The sequence below is a fragment of the Pseudomonas sp. UBA6323 genome (assembly GCF_002439135.1).
In the GTDB taxonomy this organism is placed as follows: domain Bacteria; phylum Pseudomonadota; class Gammaproteobacteria; order Pseudomonadales; family Pseudomonadaceae; genus Aquipseudomonas.
In genome coordinates this window covers 29,740-53,412 of sequence record NZ_DJSX01000053.1, presented here as the reverse complement: position 1 = coordinate 53,412, position 23,673 = coordinate 29,740, and the positions used below count along the sequence as shown (strand labels likewise).

21 protein-coding genes are annotated in these 23,673 nt (G+C 63.7%); 14 read left to right on the top strand and 7 right to left on the bottom strand.

Going from position 1 to position 23,673, the window contains the following annotated elements; genetic code table 11:
• Positions 1–1,077: group II intron reverse transcriptase/maturase (gene ltrA, locus B3P22_RS12405; protein WP_296271166.1), on the bottom strand; the 1,077-nt coding region annotated here is incomplete at its 3' end.
• A 1,135-nt stretch (positions 1,078–2,212) separates the two neighbouring features.
• On the opposite strand from ltrA, the gene B3P22_RS12400 reads away from it, so the two are divergent.
• The 5 genes from B3P22_RS12400 (at position 2,213) to B3P22_RS12380 (ending at position 6,922) form a co-directional block, all read left to right on the top strand.
• The gene (locus B3P22_RS12400; RefSeq protein WP_296271165.1) at positions 2,213–3,580 is read left to right on the top strand and encodes a M16 family metallopeptidase; all 1,368 of its coding nucleotides are present in this window, start codon (positions 2,213–2,215) and stop codon (positions 3,578–3,580) included.
• Entirely contained in the window at positions 3,577–5,037 is a 1,461-nt protein-coding gene (locus tag B3P22_RS12395; RefSeq protein ID WP_296271164.1) for a M16 family metallopeptidase, read from the top strand. Before B3P22_RS12400 ends, B3P22_RS12395 begins: the two co-directional genes overlap by 4 nt.
• On the top strand, positions 5,037–5,639 hold the full coding sequence (gene rsmD / locus B3P22_RS12390; RefSeq protein WP_296271163.1) for a 16S rRNA (guanine(966)-N(2))-methyltransferase RsmD: 603 nt from the start codon (positions 5,037–5,039) through the stop codon (positions 5,637–5,639). The genes B3P22_RS12395 and rsmD overlap by 1 nt, the downstream gene beginning before the upstream one ends.
• On the top strand, positions 5,636–5,854 hold the full coding sequence (locus B3P22_RS12385) for a hypothetical protein (protein ID WP_041769597.1): 219 nt from the start codon (positions 5,636–5,638) through the stop codon (positions 5,852–5,854). Before rsmD ends, B3P22_RS12385 begins: the two co-directional genes overlap by 4 nt.
• A gap of 84 nt (positions 5,855–5,938) precedes the next feature.
• Complete coding sequence (locus B3P22_RS12380) at positions 5,939–6,922, top strand: hydrolase (protein ID WP_296271162.1); 984 nt, start codon at positions 5,939–5,941, stop codon at positions 6,920–6,922.
• A 255-nt stretch (positions 6,923–7,177) separates the two neighbouring features.
• Here B3P22_RS12380 and B3P22_RS12375 read toward each other — a convergent pair whose 3' ends face one another.
• Positions 7,178–7,837, bottom strand: a complete 660-nt coding sequence (locus tag B3P22_RS12375; protein ID WP_296271161.1) for a TetR/AcrR family transcriptional regulator — start codon at positions 7,835–7,837, stop codon at positions 7,178–7,180.
• A 368-nt stretch (positions 7,838–8,205) separates the two neighbouring features.
• On the opposite strand from B3P22_RS12375, the gene B3P22_RS12370 reads away from it, so the two are divergent.
• From B3P22_RS12370 to ggt, 6 genes are all read left to right on the top strand, one after another.
• Positions 8,206–9,636 (top strand): coniferyl aldehyde dehydrogenase, encoded by a 1,431-nt coding sequence (locus B3P22_RS12370; protein ID WP_296271160.1) that lies wholly within the window; start codon positions 8,206–8,208, stop codon positions 9,634–9,636.
• A gap of 42 nt (positions 9,637–9,678) precedes the next feature.
• Positions 9,679–10,224, top strand: coding sequence for a twin-arginine translocation pathway signal protein (locus B3P22_RS12365; protein ID WP_296271159.1), 546 nt, complete (start codon positions 9,679–9,681; stop codon positions 10,222–10,224).
• Between the two features lie 158 nt (positions 10,225–10,382).
• Positions 10,383–11,975 (top strand): GMC family oxidoreductase, encoded by a 1,593-nt coding sequence (locus B3P22_RS12360; protein ID WP_296271158.1) that lies wholly within the window; start codon positions 10,383–10,385, stop codon positions 11,973–11,975.
• A 194-nt stretch (positions 11,976–12,169) separates the two neighbouring features.
• Positions 12,170–12,652: a pantetheine-phosphate adenylyltransferase gene (gene coaD / locus B3P22_RS12355; RefSeq protein WP_197856792.1), complete on the top strand. Its 483-nt coding sequence runs from the start codon at positions 12,170–12,172 to the stop codon at positions 12,650–12,652.
• Positions 12,653–12,875: 223 nt separating this feature from the next.
• Positions 12,876–13,127 (top strand): YfhL family 4Fe-4S dicluster ferredoxin, encoded by a 252-nt coding sequence (locus tag B3P22_RS12350; protein WP_003464019.1) that lies wholly within the window; start codon positions 12,876–12,878, stop codon positions 13,125–13,127.
• Positions 13,128–13,236: 109 nt separating this feature from the next.
• Positions 13,237–14,895, top strand: a complete 1,659-nt coding sequence (gene ggt / locus B3P22_RS12345) for a gamma-glutamyltransferase (protein ID WP_296271157.1) — start codon at positions 13,237–13,239, stop codon at positions 14,893–14,895.
• Between the two features lie 86 nt (positions 14,896–14,981).
• On the opposite strand, the gene B3P22_RS12340 is transcribed toward ggt, so the two are convergent.
• The 5 genes from B3P22_RS12340 to B3P22_RS12320 form a co-directional block, all read right to left on the bottom strand.
• Positions 14,982–16,817 (bottom strand): Na/Pi cotransporter family protein, encoded by a 1,836-nt coding sequence (locus B3P22_RS12340; protein ID WP_296271156.1) that lies wholly within the window; start codon positions 16,815–16,817, stop codon positions 14,982–14,984.
• Between the two features lie 93 nt (positions 16,818–16,910).
• Complete coding sequence (locus tag B3P22_RS12335) at positions 16,911–17,249, bottom strand: multidrug transporter (RefSeq protein ID WP_197856789.1); 339 nt, start codon at positions 17,247–17,249, stop codon at positions 16,911–16,913.
• A gap of 76 nt (positions 17,250–17,325) precedes the next feature.
• Positions 17,326–17,904, bottom strand: coding sequence for a lysophospholipid acyltransferase family protein (locus B3P22_RS12330; RefSeq protein WP_197856788.1), 579 nt, complete (start codon positions 17,902–17,904; stop codon positions 17,326–17,328).
• Between the two features lie 109 nt (positions 17,905–18,013).
• Complete coding sequence (gene mutM / locus B3P22_RS12325) at positions 18,014–18,826, bottom strand: bifunctional DNA-formamidopyrimidine glycosylase/DNA-(apurinic or apyrimidinic site) lyase (RefSeq protein WP_197856787.1); 813 nt, start codon at positions 18,824–18,826, stop codon at positions 18,014–18,016.
• Between the two features lie 101 nt (positions 18,827–18,927).
• Positions 18,928–19,794, bottom strand: a complete 867-nt coding sequence (locus B3P22_RS12320) for an HDOD domain-containing protein (RefSeq protein ID WP_197856786.1) — start codon at positions 19,792–19,794, stop codon at positions 18,928–18,930.
• 137 nt (positions 19,795–19,931) lie between these two features.
• Here B3P22_RS12320 and B3P22_RS12315 point away from each other — a divergent pair, with 137 nt between their 5' ends.
• From B3P22_RS12315 to B3P22_RS12305, 3 genes are all read left to right on the top strand, one after another.
• Entirely contained in the window at positions 19,932–21,131 is a 1,200-nt protein-coding gene (locus B3P22_RS12315) for a class I SAM-dependent rRNA methyltransferase (protein ID WP_296271155.1), read from the top strand.
• 268 nt (positions 21,132–21,399) lie between these two features.
• Positions 21,400–22,518 carry an ABC transporter ATP-binding protein gene (locus B3P22_RS12310; RefSeq protein ID WP_296271154.1) on the top strand — a complete coding sequence of 373 codons (1,119 nt, stop codon included), beginning with the start codon at positions 21,400–21,402 and terminating at the stop codon, positions 22,516–22,518.
• Between the two features lie 35 nt (positions 22,519–22,553).
• Entirely contained in the window at positions 22,554–23,627 is a 1,074-nt protein-coding gene (locus B3P22_RS12305; RefSeq protein WP_296271153.1) for an ABC transporter substrate-binding protein, read from the top strand.
• Positions 23,628–23,673 lie beyond the last annotated feature (46 nt).

The window sequence follows — 23,673 nt, the reverse complement described above, 5'->3', positions numbered from 1 at the left end:
CGAGGCGTTCTTCTTCGAGGGCTTGATCAGCAGCTTGGCCTTCCTGCGTGGTGACTTCGGCACGTACTTCCTGAAATTCCACCCCAAGAAATCGAATCCCTGGTGAATGTGCGTGATGCGCGTTTTCTCCCGAGATAACTCAACCCCTCGTACTGACAGGAATTGCTCTACCCAGGGCTTGACCTCTTCCTCCAGCAGCTCTTTCGAGGCTGCCAGGATCACGAAGTCGTCCGCATACCGTACACACTGCACCTTGGTCTTCTTGGCCTTCTTGATGCCTAGCTTCTTCGCCAGATGACGTTTCAGCTGAGTTTCCAGACCGTTCAGAGTGGCATTGGCCAGACAGGGCGAAATAATTCCACCCTGCGGCGTCCCGGCTTCCGTTGCCATGAGTTGTCGCCGGTCGATAACCCCGGCTTTTAACCACTTGCGCAGTACCTTCGTGTCCATCGGGACATTCCGACACAGCCATTCGTGGTTGATGTTGTCGAAGAAGCCCTTGATGTCGCCTTCCAGAATCCAGACCGGCGCCGTTTGCGGCGACAGCAGGTGGAAAAGCTCAACCATTGCGTCAGCAGTCGAACGATCCGGGCGAAATCCATAGGACTTCGGATCGCTGGTGCTTTCGATTACAGGCTCCAACGCTTGCAGATGCAGCGCCTGCATGGCCCGATCCAACATCGTCGGGATACCCAGCGGGCGCCTCTCATGCTTACCGGGTTTCGGTATCCAGACCCGCCGTAGCGGTTTGGGCCGATAACCCCGTTGTTTCGACAGACTTCCCACAGCACGGAGCTTGGCCTGGGGCGATCCCCAGGTTTCTCCATCGACGCCCGGAGTCTTACGACCCCGGTTCTCCGTGACTCGTCGTACAGCCAAACAGCGGCCGTAAAACGAATAGGTCAGCATCCGTTGCAGGCGTTTAACCCTGCGCCAGTTACCTTCCTGTGTTGCCTGCGCAATCTTTAGCTGCGTTTTCCGAACGGCTTGCTGAATGGTGGCCCAATCAAGATCGTGCCAATTCATCACTCCGCCGGAGGGCGCAGACGCGACCGGTGTTGCTGGTTGCGTTTTCATACAGTCCTCCTGAGATGAACGACATTCAGGACGGACTACTCCCCTATGGGCAGTAGTCGCCCATAGGGTCGTTTGGTTATCGCTGGAATCAGCGGCTCTTCTTGCGCTCGTAAACCAGATGCACGTCAGCCAGGGTTGCCCCTGCCGGTGATGTTTCAACCGGTATACCACCCATTACAGGCAGCCATTCGCTTCTTGCATCCTCCCATTCCCCACACCCATCAGCGCCCCTTGCGGTTTGCCTGCCTGACCATGTTATTGCTGGTCAGGCGAGTGGTCGGGATTGCCACGTTCCCCGAGTCGCATCTATTCCCCGTTTAGGCTTCGTCTTTCCCCCGGCAGCCGTATTGGTACCGCAGCGCATCATCCTACTGCGCTGCCCGACTACATGCCGATTTTGGCTGGGGCCAATAATTGCCGTAGGCCCGTCGATAATGACGAGGGTTCGGTCGACGATTCACATGCGTTAGCCATGCGGGTTAGGTCATTAGCCTCGTTACGTCCGTGCAATTCGGACGTAAAGCGTTCTCCGTCACCGGATAACACCCTCATAAGAGCGAGACATTGTTAATCGGGCTTCACACCCCAGGGTTGGCCCCTGACGCATGCCGATCTAATGAACTGGCAGGTACATGCCAGGCTCGGTACTTCCTATACAAGCGAAGTTGAGCAATGCGATTCGGAGCTTTTCGCTCCGTGCTTGGTTCAACACCCTACAACGTCTCACGACGGTGAGTTGGCTCACTGCCAGACGTTCGAGGGTGAGTTCTGCCCGGAGGGCAAATTCACCCTCGGGTCAGACATTTTTAGTAACAATTCGATGATAGCTGAACGTTACTATCCTGTTTCTGTAACCGCTCATTGACCCATTTTAGGGTTTGAACAGATACAGCTTTTGTTATCCATCCCCGCCAAAACGAAGCGTTTCCAGGGTGTGGATTAACCAGGCTGAGCCGGTTTGTTGAATGCTTTTTCGGGCTTCAAACCCCCTGATAGCAAGGGATTAAGGTGCCTAGGCGCATTAACCAAACCAAGCACGACACGATCATACGTGTCGCACAGGATGGGGTATCCTAGCACCTCTTCGCCCGCCGGCGGTACGACCGCCCAGGCTATCCGACAGGTCAGACTTTTAATGAATGCCATCGCCCGCCGTTCCCTCGGCCTGCTGTTCGGCGCCCTTTGCGTGCCACTTGCAGCCTCCGCGTCTCCCGCTCAACCCACCCACGAATTCGAACTGGACAACGGCCTCAAGGTCATCGTCCGCGAGGACCACCGCGCGCCGGTGGTGGTTTCGCAGATCTGGTACAAGGTCGGCTCCAGCTACGAGACGCCCGGTTCCACCGGCCTGTCCCACGCCCTGGAACACATGATGTTCAAGGGCAGCCGCAATTTCGGCCCCGGCGAAGCGTCACGCATCCTGCGTGAGCTGGGCGCCGAGGAAAATGCCTTCACCAGTGACGACTACACCGCCTACTACCAGGTGCTGGCCCGCGACCGCCTGGGCGTGGCGCTGGAGCTGGAAGCCGACCGTCTCGCCAGCCTGAAACTGCCGGCAGATGAGTTCGCCAAGGAAATCGAGGTGATCAAGGAGGAGCGCCGTCTGCGCACCGACGACCGTCCCTCGTCCCTAGCATTCGAGCGCTTCAAACCCATGGCCTACCCGGCCAGCGGCTACAGCATCCCGACCATCGGCTGGATGGCCGACCTCGAGCGCATGCACATCGACGAACTGCGCGCCTGGTACAAGAAGTGGTACGCGCCGAACAACGCCACCCTGGTGGTGGTCGGAGACGTCAGCGTTGACGAGGTCAAGACCCAGGCGCAACGTTACTTCGGTGACATTCCGCGTCGCGACGTTCCGAGCGCCAAGCTGCCGCTGGAACTGGCCGCGCCCGGCGAGCGGCGCACCACCCTGTATCTCAAGACCCAACTGCCCAATCTGGTCATGGGCTTCAACGTGCCGGGCCTGGCCACTGCGCAAACGCCGCGCCAGGTCTATGCCCTGCGCCTGGCCGCCGCACTGCTCGATGGCGGCTACAGCGCGCGTCTGCCGACCCGCCTGGAGCGCGGCGAGGAGCTCGTTTCCGGTGCCAGCGTCTGGTACAACGCCTTCACCCGCGGCGACAGCCTGTTCATCCTCTCGGCTATGCCCAACGTGCAGAAGGGCAAGACCCTGGAGCAGGCCGAAGCCGGCCTGTGGCGCGAGCTGGAAGAACTGAAGAAGGCCCCGCCGTCCGCTGCCGAACTGGCACGCGTACGCGCCCAGGTCATCGCCGGCCTGGTATTCGAGCGCGACTCGATCACCAGCCAGGCCACCGGTATCGGTCAACTGGAAACCGTGGGCCTGTCCTGGCAGTTGATCGACCAGGAACTGGCCGAGCTGGAAGCCGTCACCCCGGCGGACATCCAGCAGGCCGCCCGTACCTTCTTCGCTCGCGACCGCCTGAGTGTCGCCCACGTTCTGCCCGAAGAGTCCCGCAATAAGGAGTCCCGCCCATGAAGACTGAGCAACGCCGCCTGGGCCTGCTCGGCCTGGTCCTGTCCACCGCCCTGGCACTGGGCGCCTGCGCTAACCTGTCCGACAGCACGGCGACCGGCGATGCCGCCAAGCTGCAGTCGCTGGCTGCGCTCGACGGCAAGGCGCCGACCCGCCGTACGCTGGAAATCCAGAGCTGGCATACCTCACAGGGCGCCAGGGTGCTGTTCGTCGAAGCCCATGAGCTGCCGATGTTCGACCTGCGCCTGACCTTCGCCGCCGGCAGCAGTCAGGACGGCGGCGCGCCGGGCCTGGCTACCCTGACCAACGCGATGCTCAACGAAGGTGTGCCGGGCAAGGACGTCGGCGCCATCGCCGCCGGTTTCGAGGGTCTCGGCGCCGAGTTCGGCAACGGCGCCTACCGCGACATGGCCGTGGCCAGCCTGCGCAGCCTGAGCGCGCGGGAGCAACGCGAACCTGCGCTGGCGCTGTTCGCTGATGTACTGGGCAAGCCCACCTTCCCTGCCGATTCGTTGGCGCGGATCAAGAACCAGCTGCTCGCCGGTTTCGAGTACCAGAAGCAGAATCCGGGCAAGCTGGCCAGCCTGGAGTTGTTCGAGCGCCTGTACGGGCAGCATCCCTACGCGCACCCGAGCGATGGCACGGCGCAGTCGATCCCCGCCATCACCCGTCAGCAGCTGCAGGCCTTCCACGCTCGCGCCTACGCGGCCGGCAATGCGGTGATCGCCCTGGTCGGCGACCTGTCGCGCGCCGAGGCCGAGGCCATCGCCAATCAGCTCTCCGCCGCCCTGCCGCAAGGCCCGGCGCTGGCGAAGATCGCCCAGCCGCAAACGCCCAAACCGGGCGTCAGCCATATCGAATACCCATCCAACCAGACCCACCTGATGTTCGCCCAGCTCGGCATCGACCGCAGCGATCCGGATTATGCCGCGCTGTATCTGGGCAACCAGATCTTCGGCGGCGGCGGTTTCGGCACCCGTCTGATGAGCGAGGTGCGCGAGAAGCGCGGCCTGACCTACGGCGTCTACTCCAGTTTCAGGACCATGCAGGCGCGCGGCCCCTTCATGATCAATCTGCAGACCCGCGCCGAGCTCAGCCAGGGCACCCTGGCGCTGGTCAAGCAACTGCTGACCGACTACCTGCGTGACGGCCCGACCCAGCAGGAGCTGGACAACGCCAAGCGCGAGCTGGCCGGCAGCTTCCCGCTGTCCACGGCAAGCAATGCCGCCATCGTCGGCCAGTTGGCCTCGATGGGCTTCTACGATCTGCCGCTGAGCTACCTGGACGATTTCATGCGTGACGTGCAGGCGCTGACCACCGAGCAGGTGCAGGCGGCGATGGCCAAGCACCTCGACCCCGAAGCACTGGTGGTGGTCACAGCAGGCCCGACCGTGGCGCAGAAGGAGTTGCCACCACCGACCGATCGCCCGGCCCAGCAGCCCAGCACGGTGCCGCACTGATGCGCGGACGCGCCCCGCACAAACCCGCCGCGGGCAAAGCCCACGGCGGCCAGGGCCAATTGCGTATCATCGGTGGGCAATGGCGTTCGCGGCGCTTCGCCTTCCCTGACGGCCCGGGCCTGCGCCCGACCCCGGACCGGGTGCGCGAAACGCTGTTCAACTGGCTGGCGCCCTATGTCGAAGGCTCGCACGTGCTCGACCCCTTCGCCGGCAGCGGCGCGCTGCTGCTCGAAGCCCTGTCGCGCGGTGCCGCCAGCGGCCTGGCCTGCGACCTCAACCCGGCCTCGGTGAGCGCGCTGCGCGGGCATCTGGCGACGCTGCAATGCAGCGAGGGCGAGATTCAGCTCGGCGATGCTTTGCAGCTGCTAGCCCGCCCGGCGCCGCGGCGCTTCGATATCGTCCTGCTCGATCCGCCGTTCCACAAGGATCTGCTGCAAGGCGCCTGCGACCTGCTGGAAGCTCAGAACTGGCTGGCCGACGACGCCTGGGTCTACACCGAAAGCGAGACGGCGCCCTCGACGCTGGGCCTGCCCGGCAACTGGCGCCTGCATCGCGAGAAGCACACCGGCCAGGTGCATTACGCGCTGTGGCAGCGTGGATGAAGGACTTCATCTACGCCCACCTGCCCTACCTGCTGCTGATCGCACTGGCGCTGCCGGTGCTGCTCAGCCAGCAGGAAATTCCGCTGAATTTGAATCGCACGATACTGTTGGAGCATCAGCAAGGTATCGTCATCGGACTTACCAATCAGCGTATCGTCGCCCTGCTGGTATTGGCCTGGTGCGCTTGGCGCATACTGCGCAAGCGCCGACGCTGAAAGCTCCGTAGCCTGGATGAAATCCAGGGCCACCATTCCCGGATTGCATCCGGGCTACGTCTACTGCCGACGACCGACTTCACCATGAACACTGAATTTCGCCCCGCCTGGTGGCTCCCCGGCCCGCATCTGCAGACGCTGTGGAACCCCTTCTGCCGCAAGCCGCCGCAACTGCAGCGACCGCGCGAACGGCTGTGGCTGGACGATGGCGACTTCCTCGACCTCGACTGGTACGGCCCGCATGACGCTCATGCGCCGCTGGTGCTGGTGCTGCATGGCCTGACCGGTAGCTCCAGCTCGCTCTACGTGCTCGGCCTGCAGCAGGCGCTGGCCGCGCGCGGCTGGGCCAGCGTGGCGTTGAACTGGCGTGGCTGCTCTGGCGAGCCCAACCTGCTGCCGCGCGGCTATCACTCCGGCGCCAGCGAGGATCTGGCCTCGGCTGTCGCCCACCTGCGCGCGCAACGGCCGATGGCGCCGCTGTACGCCGTCGGCTATTCGCTGGGCGGCAACGTGCTGCTCAAGTATCTGGGCGAAAGCGGCGCGCAGAGCCAGCTGCAGGCAGCAGTGGCGGTGTCGGTGCCGTTTCGTCTGGATCAGTGCGCCGACCGCATCGGCCTGGGTTTCTCACGGGTGTATCAGGCGCACTTCATGCGCGAGATGGTCGCCTACGTGAGCGACAAGCAGCGTCTGTTCACCGAACAGGGTCAGAGCGAGCGCCTGTCGGTACTGGAGCGCCTGGGCCCGCTGGACGGCATGCGCACCTTCTGGGACTTCGACGGGCGCATCACCGCGCCGCTGCACGGTTTCGCCGATGCCCACGATTACTACCGCCGCGCTTCCAGCCGCTTCTACCTGGGTGAAATCCGCACACGCACGCTGATCATCCAGGCGGAGGACGACCCCTTCATCTTCCGCCACAGCCTGCCGGAGGCCAGCGAACTCGCCCGCGGCACCGAGTTCGAACTGCACGCCAAGGGCGGGCATGTCGGCTTCGTCGAAGGCAGCCCGCGCAAGCCGGTGTATTACCTGGAGCGGCGTATTCCGCAATGGCTGGCGAGCCACGCATAATCGCGGCTGAAGCCGCTCCTACGCGGGCGGTAAGCACTGTAACCCGGATGAAGTCCGGGAAGACGCGACAAAGGCCTTTGCGGATTGCAACCGGGCAAGGCAGTCGCTGCAGATTGTGGGAGGCGCTTCAGCGGCGAAAAGCTCGCGGCTAAAGCCCCTCCTACTGGCCCGCGAAGTCGTAGCCCGGATGCAATCCGGGAATGCTCCGGCACAGTTCCTCCGGATTACATCCGGACTACAGCGACACCGAACCGCTTACCCCAGTACCTGCTCCAGCGGCACATGCAGGCGATCATACAGCGCCTCGACCGCTGAACGCGCGGAGGGCGTGATATAGCCGCCTTCCAGAGCCAGCACCTGGTAGATGCCGCGGCGCAGCATGTCCTGGCTGAGGTCGTCCGGGCTGGCCCCGGCGGTGCAGAGGAAACGTACCCAGGAGGTCATGATGATCCAGGCGTTGAGGGTCAGCGCCTCGATCTGCGCCGGCGTCATGCTGAGGATCTCGGCATCGACGAAGCCCTGGTAGATGGCCCGCGCGTGCACCAGACAGCGCCGGGCGAAGGCCTGATAACGCTCAGCCAACTCGGCGTCGGATTCCAGCAGGTGCTCCAGATCGCGATGCAGGAAACGGTAGTGCCACATCGCCGCCAGCAGCGCCTCCAGGTAGAAGGTCTTGTCCTCTACCGTCAGCGCACGGCCTTCGGGCAGACGCAGGAAACTGTCGACCTGCGCTTCGTACTGGGCGAACAGCTCGGCGATGATCACCTGCTTGTTGCGGAAGTGGTAATACAGATTACCCGGCGAAATGCCCAGATGTGCGGCGATGTGGTTCGTGGTGACATTGCGTTCGCCCTGGCCGTTGAACAGGGCCAGGCTCTCGGCAACGATGCGGTCGCGGGTCTTGGGTGGCGCCATGACGCAGCTCGATCTCGACTTCAAAAGTGGCAAAGGTACAGGCGAAACAGCCGGAGTGTTACCCCTCGACGCATGCCAACGCCATCTGCTGACCTTTGGTTCGGGTGCAGCAAGGACGGGTGCGCGGCACCCTATTTGACACATTAGAGTAATTGCTCTAAAAATCCAGCTCAGCCTAATCGCGGCTTATAGCCGCCTCCAGCAGGCTGTTTAAAAACGTCGGCGAGGCAGTCAGCGCAAGGCAAAAACAGGCGAAAAAGCGGAGTTTACAAGTTGTAAATGAGCATTTTGAGCCTGTTTTTAACGCAGCGATGACAACGCAGATAGTTTTTCAACAGCCTGCCCGCTGTAACGTCGAGGAGAAACCAATGGTCGCCGACATCGCCTATTTGCAGCACAGCCAACAGCAGATCAGCCAGCTGGACGCCACCTTCGCCCTGCAGCGCTCCGCCTTTGCCGCCAACCCGATGCCGTCGGCCGAGCAACGCATTCAGTGGTTGAAGTCCCTCAAGGAGTTGCTGGTCGAACAGCAGAATGCGCTGATCGAGGCGATTTCTCAGGATTTCAGCAACCGCTCGGTGGACGAGACCCTGCTAGCCGAACTGATGCCCAGCCTGCATGGCATCCATTACGCGAGCAAACGCATCAGAAAGTGGATGAAGCCTTCACGGCGCAGCGTCGGCATGCAGTTCATGCCCGCTTCGGCCAAGGTCATCTACCAGCCGCTGGGCGTGGTCGGCATCATCGTGCCGTGGAACTACCCGCTGTTTCTCGCCATCGGTCCGCTGACCGGTGCGCTGGCCGCCGGCAACCGGGTGATGATCAAGATGAGCGAGTCCACCCCGGCCACCTCGCAACTGGTCAAGGACCTGCTGGCGCGCATCTTCCCCGAGGACCTGGTCAGCGTCGCCCTGGGCGAGGCGGAAGTCGGCATGGCCTTCTCCAAGCTGCCGTTCGACCATTTGCTGTTCACCGGCGCCACCAGCATCGGCAAGCACGTGATGCGCGCCGCCGCGGAGAACCTGACCCCGGTAACCCTGGAACTGGGCGGCAAGTCGCCAGCCATCGTCTCGGCCGACGTGCCGCTGGAGCACGCCGCCGAGCGCATCGCCTTCGGCAAGACCCTCAACGCCGGGCAGACCTGCGTGGCGCCGGACTACGTGCTTGTGCCGCGTGATCGCGTCGACGGCTTCGTCAGCGCCTATCGCGACGTCGTGCAGCGTTTCTATCCGCAGCTCAAGGACAACCCGGACTACACGGCGATCATCAACGAGCGCCAGCTGGCACGCCTCAACGGCTATCTGCAGGACGCGCAGACCAAGGGCGCGCGCATCGTTCCCTTGTATCCAGAGGCCCAGGGCCGGCGCCTGCCGCAGAGCCTGGTACTCGACGTCAACGACGACATGAAGCTGATGCAGGACGAGATCTTCGGCCCGCTGCTGCCGGTGGTCCCGTACGACCGCCTGGAAGATGCCTTCGCCTACGTCAACGCACGGCCACGCCCGCTGGCGCTGTACTACTTCGGTTATGACAAGGGCGAACAGCAGCGCGTGCTGCACGAAACCCACTCCGGCGGCGTGTGCCTGAACGATACCCTGCTGCACGTGGCGCAGGACGACATGCCGTTCGGCGGTGTCGGCCCGTCGGGCATGGGCCACTACCACGGTCACGAAGGTTTCCTGACCTTCAGCAAGGCCAAGGGCGTATTCATCAAGCAGCGTTTCAACGCCGCACGGCTGATCTACCCGCCTTATGGCAAGGCGATTCAGAAGCTGATCTACAAATTGTTCGTACGTTGATCGACGCGGTCAGCACCCGCTCTACGCCTGGTGATAACAACAATGAACGACACCACTCTCGACGCGCCGCAACTTTCGCGGCGCAGCCTGCTCAAGGTCGGCCTGCTGGGCACGGCACTGCTCGGCACTGCCGGGCTGACCGCGACGCTCAGCGGCTGCTCGGCCAGCACGCCGGCCAATGGTTATCTGATCCTGCGCAGCAGCGACCTGCCGTTTCTGCGCGCGCTGATCCCGGTGATGCTCGATGGCGCCGTCAGTGCCGAACAGATGCCGCAGGCGATCGATGGCACGCTGAAGAGTCTCGACAGCGGCCTCGCCCACCTGTCGCCGGAGATGCTGAAACTCACCGTACAACTGTTCGACGTACTGGCCCTGCCCATTACCCGCGGCCCGCTGACCGGCGTCTGGGGCAGTTGGGACAACGCCAGCGCCGATGACGTGCGCAACTTCCTCAGCCGCTGGCAGAACAGCAGCCTGAGCCTGCTGCGCATGGGCCACGCTTCGCTGCTGCAACTGGTGATGATGGCCTGGTACAGCCGCCAGGAAGCCTGGGCGCATTGCGGCTATCCGGGCCCGCCCACCGTATGACGGTCCACCCTAGCCATTGTAGAGAGCATCGCGGCTGAAGCCGCTCCCACGGAATACGGGCTGTTGGTGTAGGAGCGGATTTATCCGCGATCAGGGCATGCGCCCAGCTCGAGAGCTCGCCCCCTACAGACGGCCCGACGACAAGAAGAGAAGGTGAAATGCCTGTACCCGATTTGTTCAAGCAAGGCCTGGCCAAAGGCTGGAAGACATACGACGGTTCGCGCCTGGAAAACGACCTGACGCTGGAAGCCGATGTCGCCATCGTCGGTAGCGGCGCCGGTGGTGGCACCACGGCGGAGATTCTCAGCGCCGCTGGCTACAAGGTGCTGCTGATCGAGGAAGGCCCGCTGAAGACCAGCGACGACTTCAAGATGCAGGAGGCCGAGGCCTACCCGAACCTCTATCAGGAAGGTATCGGCCGCATGAGCAAGGATGGCGCCATCACCATACTGCAGGGCCGGGCCGTGGGCGGCACGACGCTGATCAACTGGACCAGCAGCTTCCGCACGCCGCCACAGACCCTGGCCCACTGGGCCGAAGTGCATGGCGTGAAAGGCCATGACGTCGAGTCCATGGCACCCTGGTTCGAGAAGATGGAGCAGCGCCTGGGCGTCGCGCCCTGGGCGGTGCCACCGAATGCCAACAACGAGGTGCTGCGCAGCGGCTGCGACAAGCTCGGCTATCACTGGGCGCCGATCCCGCGCAACGTGCGCGGCTGCTGGAACCTCGGCTACTGCGGCATGGGCTGCCCGACCAACGCCAAGCAGTCGATGCTGGTCACCACCATCCCCGCCACCCTCGACGCCGGCGGCGAGCTGCTCTACCTGGCGCGCGCCGACAAGCTGCTGATCGAAGGCGACAAGGTGGTCGGCATCGACTGCCTGGGCATGGACGAACGCTGCGTGGCGCCCAACGGCAAGCGCATCCGGGTCAAGGCGCGGCACTACGTGCTGGCCGGCGGTGGCATCAACACCCCCGGCATTCTGCTGCGCTCCAACGCGCCCGACCCGCACCAGCGCGTCGGACGGCGCACCTACCTTCACCTGGTGAACTTCTCCGCGGCGCAGTTCGAACAGGTCATCAACCCCTTCTACGGTGCGCCGCAGTCGGTCTACTCGGATCATTTTCAGTGGGACGATGGCACCGGCGGACGCCTTTCCTACAAGCTGGAAGTGCCGCCCCTACAGCCAGCGCTGACCGCCACCCTGCTCGGCGATTTTGGCCGCGAGAACGCCCTGCGCATGGCACAACTGCCGCATACCAACGTGATGCTTGCCCTGCTGCGCGACGGCTTCCACCCGGATTGCGCCGAGGGCCGTGTGGAACTGCGTGACGACGGCAGCCCGGTACTCGACTACCAGATGACCGACTACACCTGGGATGGCGTGCGCCGTGCCTTCCTGACCATGGCCGAAATCCAGTTCGCCGCAGGCGCCAGGGCGGTGATGCCGATGCACGCCGATGCCGGCTACGTGGCAACCTGGAAGCAAGCCCGGGACCTGATCGACAACCTCGACCTGGCGCTGTACCGCACCCGCCTGGGCAGCGCTCACGTAATGGGCGGCTGCGCCATGGGCGAAGACCCGCAGCAGGCAGTGGTCGACAGCCTCGGCCGGCATCACCAGCTGGAGAACCTGTCGGTCCACGACGGCTCGCTGTTCCCCACCAGCATCGGCGCCAACCCGCAACTTTCGATCTATGGGCTGACCGCGAAACTGGCCACCCTGCTGGCCGAACGATTGAAGGCCTGAGCAGCGCAGCTGCACGGCACTGCCTGGCGCAGGCTGTGCTCTGCTCGGTAATCGCCCACATCTGCATCCTCTACAGCCCATTGAATGCCAGGCACTCGGGCACACACGGCAACCGAGCCTTTCGCCGCGCTTGGCCGCAAGGGAAACGCTGCGCTACCATCCGCGACTCTTGCCGCCTCGAACAGGACGAAGCGATGAATCGAGTGTTGTACCCGGGTACCTTCGACCCCATCACCAAAGGCCATGGCGATCTGGTCGAACGCGCCGCGCGGCTCTTCGATCACGTCATCATCGCCGTTGCCGCCAGCCCCAAGAAAAACCCGCTGTTCCCGCTGGAACAACGCGTCGAGCTGGCCCGCGAGGTGACCAAGCACCTGCCCAATGTCGAAGTGGTGGGCTTTTCCTCGCTGCTGGCGCACTTCGTCAAGGAGCAGAACGCCAACGTGTTCCTGCGTGGCCTGCGCGCGGTATCGGACTTCGAGTACGAGTTTCAGCTGGCCAACATGAACCGCCAGCTTGCGCCGGACGTCGAGAGCCTGTTCCTCACGCCGTCGGAGAAGTATTCCTTCATTTCCTCGACCCTGGTGCGCGAAATCGCCGCGCTGGGTGGCGACATTTCCAAGTTCGTGCACCCGGCCGTCGCCGATGCGCTCCACGAGCGCTTGCGCAAGCATTAAAAGCCGGCCGTTCACGGTCGACTGATGACCCTCTCCCGCTCTTGGGAGAGGGCAAAAGCGGCGCCACGATTCCCTACCCTCTTCCCCGCCCCTCCCGAAAACGGGAGAGGGAAGCAAAGCGCCTAACCGACCGGGCTAATGGCACATGGCGCACCAATCCGGCACAATTGCCTCATTGTCGCCTGCCAATGTCGTGGCTCAGCTTCGACGGGAGTTGTTTTTCATGTCCCTGATCATTACCGACGATTGCATCAACTGCGACGTCTGCGAACCCGAGTGCCCCAACGGCGCCATTTCCCAGGGTGAGGAGATCTATGTGATCGATCCCAACCTGTGCACCGAATGCGTCGGCCACTACGATGAGCCGCAATGCCAGCAGGTTTGCCCGGTCGACTGCATCCCGCTCGACGAGAACAACGTCGAGAGCAAGGATGAACTGATGCACAAGTACCGCATCATCACCGGCAAGGCCTGACACTTCCGAGGGCTAGCGACCTCCCACTTTCTCCGCGCCCGTTGTGCCCCCTCGCCCGAGCGAGGCTGTTAAGCTTCAAGCTTCCTTCAGCCGCCCTCTGGTAGATCGCATGTTGCGCAAACTCCTGCTATCGACCCTGCTGCTCGGCGCCAGCCTGTTGGCTCAGGCCGCCCCGCAGCAACCCGCCATTGCCACTGCCCACTCTGCGGCCACTGCCGCCGCCCAGCAGATGCTCGACGCTGGCGGCAATGCCTTCGATGCCGCCATTGCCGCCAGTGCAGCACTGGCTGTGGTCGAGCCCTACGGCTCGGGCCTGGGTGGCGGTGGCTTCTTCCTCCTGCGCAGCGCTGGCGACGCCCCCGGCTACGACTTCCTCGACGCCCGTGAGCGCGCGCCACTGGAGGCCAAGCCGGATCTCTACGTCCGCGACGGCAAGGTGCAACGCGAGCTGTCGCTCAATGGCGCGCTGGCTGCTGCCATTCCCGGGCTGCCGGCAGCATTGGTCGAACTGGCCGAGCATCACGGTCGCCTACCGCTGAAAACCAGCCTGGCCCCGGCGATTCGCCTGGCCAACGAGGGCTTTGCGGTGGACCGCGTCTACCGCGAACGCGCGACCTGGCGCCTGGCGGCACTGCGCGACGATGCCGAGAGCGCCAGGCTGTTCCTCGACCAGGGCGAAATACCCGGCGAGGGCCATTCTCTGCGCCAGCCGGAGCTGGCCGCCACCCTGCAGTCACTGGCCGAGCATGGCCGTGCAGGCTTCTACACAGGGCCGGTGGCAGAGCGCCTGGTAACTGGCGTACGCCACGCCGGTGGCATCTGGACCCTGGATGACCTGCGCGAATACCGCATCGTCCGCCGCGAACCGCTGCGTTTTCGCCTCGAAGATGGCCGCGAGCTGATCAGCGCCCCGCCGCCCTCGGCCGGCGGCATCGCGCTGGCGCAGAGCCTGGCGATGCTCGAGCAGTTGCCCTGGCGCGACGCCGAACCGATGCAGCGCGTGCACTACGTGGTCGAGGCGCTGCGCCGCGCCTACCGAGATCGCGGCCTGCTGGGCGACCCGGACTTCGTCAAGAATCCCGTGGAGCAACTGCTCTCGCCCGGACACCTGGCCGTGCTCGCCGGCAGCATCGAGCCCGAGAAGGCCACGCCCAGCGCCAGCCTGCCGCCTGCCGGCACCTGGCATGAGGGCGACCACACCACGCACTTCGCCGTGCTCGATGCCGAGGGCAATGCAGTGGCTGCCACGCTGTCGATCAACCTGCCGTTCGGCGCCGCCTTCACCGTGCCCGGCACCGGTGTGCTGCTCAACGACGAGATGGATGACTTCGCCGCCGACGTGCAGGGCGCCAACGCTTATGGCCTGGCGGGCAGCCAGGCCAACGCCATTGCCGGGGGCAAACGCCCGCTGTCGTCGATGAGCCCGAGTTTCATCGAGAGCAGCGACGAATTCGCCGCCTTCGGTACGCCAGGCGGCAGCCGAATTCCGAGCATGGTGCTGCTGTCGATGCTCGAATACCTGGACGACCAGCCCATCGCGCGCTGGCCGGCGGTCGCACGCTACCACCACCAGTTCATGCCCGATGTGATCGAGCATGAGCCGGATACCTTCAGCGACAAGCAGGCCGCCGAACTGCAGCGACGTGGCTATGAACTCAAGCGCCTGGACCGGCAGTACGGTAATCAGCAGGTATTGTTCTGGGACAAGGTCAGCGGCGAGGTGCAGGCTGCCAGCGACCCCCGCGGGATCGGCGAGGCGATTCCTTGAGGTGCATCAACCGAATGTGGCCGTAGCCCGGATGAAATCCGGGAAAACCGAGCAAAGCCCGGATGTCATCCGGGCTACGTCTTGTGTCAGGAGAGCCTGATCAGGCTCTCCTGCTCCTCGCCGAACTTGCGCAACTCGCGGAACAGCGCCTGCTCGCTGCCCAGCATCAGTACGTTGCGCAGGCTCTGGAAGATGCGGCTGACATAGCCCAGGTCATTCATCAGCGAGCTGGTCTGCAGGCCATCGAGCCGCCCGCTGCGCACATCGGCGAACAGACGCTGGCGGAATTGCCCGTCGAAGCTCGCCGCCTGCTCGTCGAGCCAGCGCAGGCGCGATTGCCACATTTCCTCGGGCATCTCCGAGCGCGCCAGCTCACGCACTTCATGCAGCGTGACGAGCATATGACGACGCAGCTCCACATAGGCATCCCGCACGGCCGAAGGCGTCGCGTCGAGGTAGTGGCCGAGGTTCTTCTGCAGGTGCTTGGCATCCTTGACCGCATCCACCAGTTGCAGCGCCGCCAGCTGGCAACTGACCCAGAACTGCTGGTGCGCTTCGTCCATGGGCAACTCCATGCGTCCCATGAAACTCAGCAGGTCGCCATACACCCCCTTGATATGAAGCTGGTACAGGTGCTGCGCATCGAAGCCGCCGTGCGTAGGCTTGGCCTGCAGCAGTCGATCATCGGCCTGGGTACGCGCCAGCTGGTCCACCGGCAGATAGAGCGCGTGGCAGATCACCTCCAGGCTCAGGCGGCCAAGGTGCCCAAGCTCCTGCACCACCGCACCGGATGCGGCGTCCACCGAGTCCAGCGCGCGTTCGTTGAGGTAGCGCGCGCGGGTGCGCTCGGGCTCGGCGACCTGCTCGGGCGCCAGCTCGGTGATCAGCACCGGCGGCTCGACTCGCTCCGGTAGCCAGCGGATCAGGAATTGCGCCAGGCGCCCCTGCAGCGGCCAGAACAGCGCCACGCCCATGGCATTGAACAGGGTATGGAACATCGCCAGTTGGATCAGGCTGTTGTCGCCCAGCCCCAAGGGCTCGGCCAGCGCATGTACCAGCCAGGTCAGCGGGCCCAGCAGGCAGAAAGCGAGGGTGCCGGTGGTGATGTTGAACAGCACATGAGCCAGCGCCAGGCGCTGGCCGCTGCGATTGCCGCCGAGCGAGCCGACGAAGGCAGTGGTCACGCTGCTGCCGACATTCGAGCCAATGGCAATGGCCAGACTCTGCCCCAGCTCCAGTTGGCCGCTGGCCAGGGCGGCCAGGGTCAGCATCAGCGTGGCGTGACTCGATTGCAGCACCACGGTGATGGCCATGCCGATGGCGGTGAACAACAGCGCCCCGCGCAGTCCGCCTTCCTGCAGGCCGGTCATGTCCAGGCCATCGCCGAAACTGGCGAAGCCCTCCTTGATCTGGTCGATGCCGAGAAAGATGAAGGCGATGCCCAGCACGATGCGCCCGGCCGCCTTGCTCTTGGCGCCGAAGAAGCCGGCCAGCACACCGAACACCAGCAGTGGCAGCGCCAGCGGGCTCAGGCTGAGGTTCTGCCCGGCCATCGCCAGCAGCCAGATACCGCTGGTGGCACCGAGATTGGCGCCGAAGAGGATGGCGATACCGCCGGCCAGCTGGATCAGCCCGGTGCTGATGAAGGCGATGGTCAGCAGCGACACCAGCGTGCTCGATTGCAGCAGCAAGGTGCCGCCGACACCGAACAACAGGCTCTTGAACGGCGTCGCGGTGCTGCGCCCGAGCAACTGTTCCAGCTTGCTGCTCGCCAACTGGCGCAAGCCCTCTTCCAGGCACTGCATGCCGAACAGGAAGATCGCCAGGCCGGCGCAGAGTTGCAGCCAGCCCTGGCTGAACCAGAACGAGGCGATCAGCCCCGCTATCACCAGCGACAGCATCACCCAGCGCAAGGACTTCATTATCACCGTTCCTTCCTTTTCTCGGCGTTCAAACGTAAACGGCCCCTCGCCTCGATAAAGAGGCGAGAGGCCGCGACAGCGGGTTGCAGCGAATCAGTCTTGCTTGTAGCCGCTGCTGGTGCAGCCCAGGCAGCGCACGAAGGCTTCTTTGCCAGGCTCGACCACGAGCGACTGCGCCGCCTCGCCGACATTGCCGCCCAGGGCGGTGAACGGCAGGCTGACGATAAAGGCCGCAGCGCCGATGGCGGTGGCGCCGATCAGTAGCGGGCGAGCGATGACCAGGTCACCGATCATGGCATAGCCCTTGGGCGCTTCTACGGTATAGAGCGGATCGCCGCTGACGTTCTGCTGAACCACTTCCGCCTGCGCCGATAGCGCCAGCAGGCCAGAGGTCAGCGCCAGGACAGCAGCGGAGGTGCGGAACGCTTTCATGGATCGATCCTTCAGGTTATTCGGGAAAGTGCCAGTAACTATAACAGCGCATGGCCAATTGTCAGCGTGACGGACATCAATCGCCATGAAAGGCGTACTCCGGCTTTTTCGGCACATAAGGGCGAAAGAACGTCAGCATGGCAGCCAGATCGGCTTTTTCGTCACCCGTCGGCTGAAAGGTCGGGCCGATCACCACGCGCCGGTTCTGGTAGTCCAGCGCACCCAGCACGATGGGCACGCCCGCGCCCAGAGCGATATGGTAGAAGCCCATCTTCCAGCGCTCGACCTTCTTGCGCGTGCCCTCGGGCGACAGCACCAGGATGAACTGGTCGTGCTCGCGAAAGGCCTGCACCGCCTGCTCGACGGTGTTGAGCTTCAGGTCCCGGCGGATCGGGATGCCACCCCAGCTGCGCATCAGGCCGCCGAAGGGCCAGCGAAAGATGCTGTGCTTGCCGAACCAGCGGGCATTGAGGCGCAGCACGAACTTCAGCGCGATGAAGATCACGAAGTCCCAGTTGGAGGTGTGGTGAGCGCCGATGGCGACGAACTTGTCGAGCTTCGGCAGTTCGCCCTCGATCCGCCAGCCCATCAGCTTCAGTACGCTGCGCCCCAGCCATTGGGCCACAGGATTGCGCGGCAAGTAGTTACCGGACATCGATCAACCTCGGTATTTCTTGTTCTTGTATCCGTAGGGCGGGTGCAACCCGCCATCGGCATTGTGGCGGGTTACACCCGCCCTACGGCTTAATCAGACGTGGGTTCGCTCAGCGTTGGCACTTGGGACAGTAGACACTCGCCCGCTGCCCCAACTTGACCTCACGCAGCGTGCTGCCACAAACCTTGCAAAATTCGCCGCCGCGCCCGTAGGCGAACAGCTCCTGCTGAAAGTAGCCGGGCTGACCATCACCACCGACGAAGTCGCGCAGCGTAGTGCCGCCGCGCTCGATGGCATGGGCGAGGATGCGCTTGATCTCCTCGGCCAGGCGCAGGTAACGCGCCCGCGAGATCGAACCGGCTTCGCGACGCGGGTCGATACCGGCAGCGAACAACGCTTCGGTGGCGTAGATGTTGCCCACGCCCACCACCACGGCGTTGTCCATGATGAACGGCTTGACCGCCATGCTGCGCCCACGCGAAAGCTGGAACAGCCGCTCGCCGTCGAACAGCCCGCCCAGCGGCTCCGGGCCGAGCTTGCTGAGCAGCTCATGGCGCAGCGGGTCTTCGCTCCAGAGCAGCGCACCGAAGCGGCGCGGGTCGGTATAACGCAGCGCCAGGCCGGACTCCAGTTCGATATCCACATGCTCGTGCTTGGCCGCAACCAGGCCGCACTCGACCAGGCGCAGGCTGCCGGACATGCCCAGATGACCGATCAGACTGCCGACTTCGGCCTTGATCAGCAGGTACTTGGCGCGCCGCTCGACGCACTCGATACGCTGGCCGGACAGGCGAATGTCCAGGTCCTCGGGGATCGGCCAGCGCAGACGGCGTTCACGCACGATCACGCGGCTGACGCGCTGACCTTCGAGATAGGGGGCAATACCACGGCGGGTAGTTTCGACTTCAGGTAATTCGGGCATGGCGATACGGCAGGAAAACGGCGGTTCGCCACCTTAGCAGGAGCGATGCGCAAAGCGGTAGCACGCACCGAGGCCAACGTGCAGCAAGCACCCTGCCAGGTTCAAAGTACGGTCAGGTCGCGAATGCTTTCACGCAGGTTCTCGAAGTCGTACTCCGACAGCCCGACGTATTCGAGAATCGGCTGGGCGATGTACTGCCACTCCATGTCGACGGCCTGACCGCCCTGCACACGATGGGTCTCGCAAATGTGCTCGGCCATCTTCAGGATGCCCAGCAGCGTCTTGAGCTGCGCGTCCTGTCCGGAATCATCGCTGAAGATCGACAGGGCGTTGTGGTGGTTGGCGATGACCTCGCACAGGTGCTCAGGCAAGCGCCACGAGCGCGCGGTGAAATAGCCCACCACGGCGTGGTTGGTGGTCAGCAGACGGTTCTCGGTGTCGACCACGCGGCGCTCGTCGCTGGCGCTGGCATAGGCTTCCTCCAGCACCTGCATGTAGTTGGGGAAGCGCTTGAGCATCAGCGGGATGCCGCAGTCGTGGAACAGGCCGAGGCTGTAGGCTTCGTCCGGCGAGTGATAACCGAGGCGCTTGGCCAGGGTCAGGCAGGTCATCGCCACGTCTTGGGCGCTGTCCCAGAAGCGGTTGAGCACCAGAATCGCTTCGTCGGTCAGTTCGCCCTTGATCGACTGCGCATTGATCAGGTTGATCACCGTGTTGCAGCCCAGCAGATTGACCGCCTGCTGGATCGAAGCGATGCGGTTGGCCAGGCCGAAATGCGGCGAGTTGACGATCTTCAGCAGCGCACCGGACAGCCCCGGGTCCTGGCTGATCAGCTTGGCGATGCTGCGCAGATCGGGGTTGGGCATGATCTGTTCCATCTGCAGATCGACCATGATCTGCGGTTGCGGCGGTACGCTGATCCCCTGCAGGACTTGCTGGATCTGTTCGGCGGTGAGTTCGTAGGTCATGGAGGGGGATCGGGCAGGGTGAGAATTAGCGCACAGTCTAGCCAAAGCTCGGGCAAGCCCGCAGCCGACTTTTGTAACCGCCGGGCCTGCGTGCAAACCGCTATAATCCCGCTCTTTGCCCTGCGGAGCTCGAACTCATGTCTTCCCTGCCCAGTCTGCGCCTGAAAGCCAACGCCGACCGACGCCTGCGCGCCGGCCACCTGTGGGTGTACAGCAACGAGATCGACGTCGCCGCCACTCCGCTGCATGGCTTCAAAGCCGGCGACCAGGCTGTCCTCGAAGCGGCCGGCGGCAAGCCGCTGGGCATCGTCGCGATGAGCCCGAACAACCTGATCTGCGCCCGCCTGCTGTCGCGCGACGTCAAGCACGTGCTGGACAAATCCCTGCTGGTGCATCGTCTCAACGTCGCCCTGAGCCTGCGCGAGCGCCTGTTCGACAAGCCCTGCTATCGCCTGGTCTACGGCGACTCCGACCTGCTGCCGGGCCTGGTGGTCGACCGTTTCTTCGACATCCTCGTGGTGCAGCTGGCCTCGGCCACCATGGAAGCGCACAAGGACGACGTGCTCGCCGCGCTGATCCAGGTGTGCAAACCCAGTGGCATCCTGTTCAAGAACGACTCCAGCGCGCGCGACGCCGAAGGCCTTGAACGCTACGTGGAAACCGCCTACGGCGAGGTGCCGGAGTGGGTCGCCCTGGAAGAAAACGGCGTGAAGTTCGAGGCGCCGGTGATCGAAGGGCAGAAGACCGGCTGGTTCTACGATCACCGCATGAACCGCGCGCGCCTGGCGCCCTACGTCAAGGGCAAGCGCGTACTCGACCTGTTCAGCTACATCGGCGGCTGGGGCGTGCAGGCGGCCGCCTTCGGTGCCAGCGAAGTGTTCTGCGTGGACGCCTCCGGCTTCGCCCTCGATGGCGTTGAGCGCAACGCCACACTCAACGGCTTCGCCGAGAAGGTCACCTGCGTGGAAGGCGACGTGTTCGCCGCGCTGCGCGAACTGAAGGCAGCCGAAGAACGCTTCGACGTAGTGATCGCCGACCCGCCCGCCTTTATCAAGCGCAAGAAGGACATCAAGAACGGCGAGGCCGCCTACCGCCGCCTCAACGAAACCGCCATGCGTCTGCTCAACAAGGACGGCATCTTGGTCAGTGCCAGTTGCTCCATGCACCTGGACGAGGACAACCTGCAGAACATCCTGCTGACCAGCGCCCGCCATCTGGATCGCAACATCCAGCTGCTCGAGCGCGGCGCCCAGGGCCCGGACCATCCAGTGCACCCGGCGATCAACGAAACCCGCTATATCAAGAGCCTGACCGTACGCCTGCTGCCCAACAGCTGAGCGGCTGCACCTGCCGAGTGCGTGTCGGCAGGTGCCTCTTCCCCCATTCGTTGTTACCTCCTCCCACACCCCGCCTCGCATCTCGCCCAGCATCGACTAGGCTTGAGCCTGCATAGCAGAGCGCTATCAGGCAGCCAGCCGTAATCTGGCTTGCTTATTGCTTTTGCCTATCGCCATAACGATCGCCGCCCACGAAGGAGGCGAATCGACTCAGAAGTTGGAGCCTTGGCCACGAGCTGACTCCACATTGCGGACAGCGGGGAGGACTATGACTGCGCAGGCTGGGAACGACGCGTTCCTGCGATTCACCAACGTCAAGAAGACCTACGATCACAAGACCCTGGTGGTCAAGGACTTCAACCTCAACGTGGCCAAGGGCGAATTCATCACCCTGCTCGGCCCTTCCGGTTCCGGCAAGACCACCTGCCTGATGATGCTCGCCGGTTTCGAGGACGTGACCAGCGGCGAGATTCTGATCAACGGCCGCAACGTCACCAGCATCGCGCCGTACGACCGCAACATCGGCATGGTCTTCCAGCAGTACGCGTTGTTCCCGCACATGACCATCCGCGAGAACCTCGCCTACCCGCTGAAGATCCGCAAGCTGCCCAAGGACGAGATTCGCGCCAAGGTCGACCAGTACCTCGCCCTGGTCGAACTGCAGGCCTTCGGTGGGCGCTATCCCGGTCAGCTCTCCGGCGGCCAGCGCCAGCGCGTGGCCCTGGCCCGCGCGCTGATCTTCGCCCCGGACATCGTGCTGATGGACGAGCCACTCGGCGCGCTGGACAAGAAGCTGCGCGAGCAGATGCAGTTCGAGATCAAGCGTCTGCACGAGCAGCTCGGCTTCACCGTGATCTACGTGACCCATGACCAGACCGAAGCGCTGACCATGAGCGACCGCATCGCCGTGTTCAACAACGGCGTGGTGCAGCAGTGCGCCGCGCCACACGTGCTCTACGAACGACCGGCCAACCTGTTCGTCGCCGACTTCATCGGCGAGAGCAACAAGCTCGAAGGGGTGATCGAGACGGTCGAAACGGACCGCGTGCAGGTACGTCTCGACGATGGCGGCCTGGTCAGCACGCTGAAGGCCAACTGCTGCGAAGTCGGCCAGGCCACCACGGTGTCGGTGCGTCCGGAAAAGCTCAATTTCACCACCCGCCTCGGCGACAGCGGCAACCAGGTCAAGGCCCGCTTCGTCACCCGCCACTACGTCGGCGAATACATCCGCTACCACTTCGAGACTGCCAGCGGCAGTGAACTGGTGGTGAAGAATCTGAACGACAGTTCAGCCCCGCAACTCAGCGCTCAGGAAGAGATCGCCCTCACCTGGCTGCCGGAAGACAGCCAGGCCCTGGACCGATCGGAAGTGCCGACGACGCTCTGACCACCACAACTAGTAGAAGCAAATGGAGCACAGCAATGGCTAGATCACTGACTACCAGCGTTTCCACCTTCGCCCTGTTGGCGGCATTGGGTTTCACCGCAGGCAACGCCACGGCCCAGGACAGTCTCACGGTGGTGTCCTGGGGCGGCTCCTACGGCGCCGCGCAGAAGAAGCACGTCATCGACCCCTACCAGAAGGAAACCGGCGTCAAGGTGCTGTTCGAGGACTATTCGGGTGGCGTTGCCGAGATCAAGGCACAGGTCGAGTCGGGCAACATCCAGTGGGACGTGGTCGACTTCGAAGTGATCGACCTCGAGCGCGCCTGCTCCGAAGGCCTGCTGGAAACCCTCGATCACAGCGTGTTGCCGGCCGGCATCGACGGCACTGCGGCGGCTCAGGACTTCATTCCCGAAGCGCTGGCCAGCGAGTGCGCGGTGGGCAATATCGTCTGGTCCGTGGTGTTCGCCTTCAACGACAACACCATCGGCGGCACCAAGGCCACCAGCATCGGCGACTTCTTCGACACCGCCAAGATCCCCGGCAAGCGCGCCATGCGCAAGCGCCCGCAGGTGAACATGGAGTGGGCACTGATGGCCGACGGCGTGGCACCGGAGGAAGTCTACGAAGTGCTGGCCACGCCGGAAGGCCAGCAACGCGCCTTCGACAAGCTGGACAGCATCAAGAAGGACATCGTCTGGTTCGACTCCTGGTCGCAGGCGCCACAACTGCTCAACGACGGCGGTGCAGTGCTGGTGCAGTCGGCCAATGGCCGCTTCTACGACGCCATCGTGCAGGAGAAGAAGCCCTTCGAAATCGTCTGGGACGGCCATGTCTACGACCTCGACGCCTGGGCCATCGTCAAGGGCTCGAAGAAGAAGGAACTGGCCATGGAGTTCATCAAGTACGCCACCGGTTCCAAACCGCTGGCCGGCATGCCGGACGTGGCCTACGGACCGACTCGCAAGTCGTCCATGCCGCTGGCTGACCAGAACGCCACTCCGCACCTGCCGACCGCTCATCTGGACAAGGGCATCCAGGCTGGCTCCGAGTTCTGGGCCGACTACGGCGAGTCGCTGGGCGAGAAGTTCAACGAGTGGCTGTTGAAGTAAAAGCACCGGCACCCTGTTTCCTCCGACCTGTGGGAGGGGCTTTAGC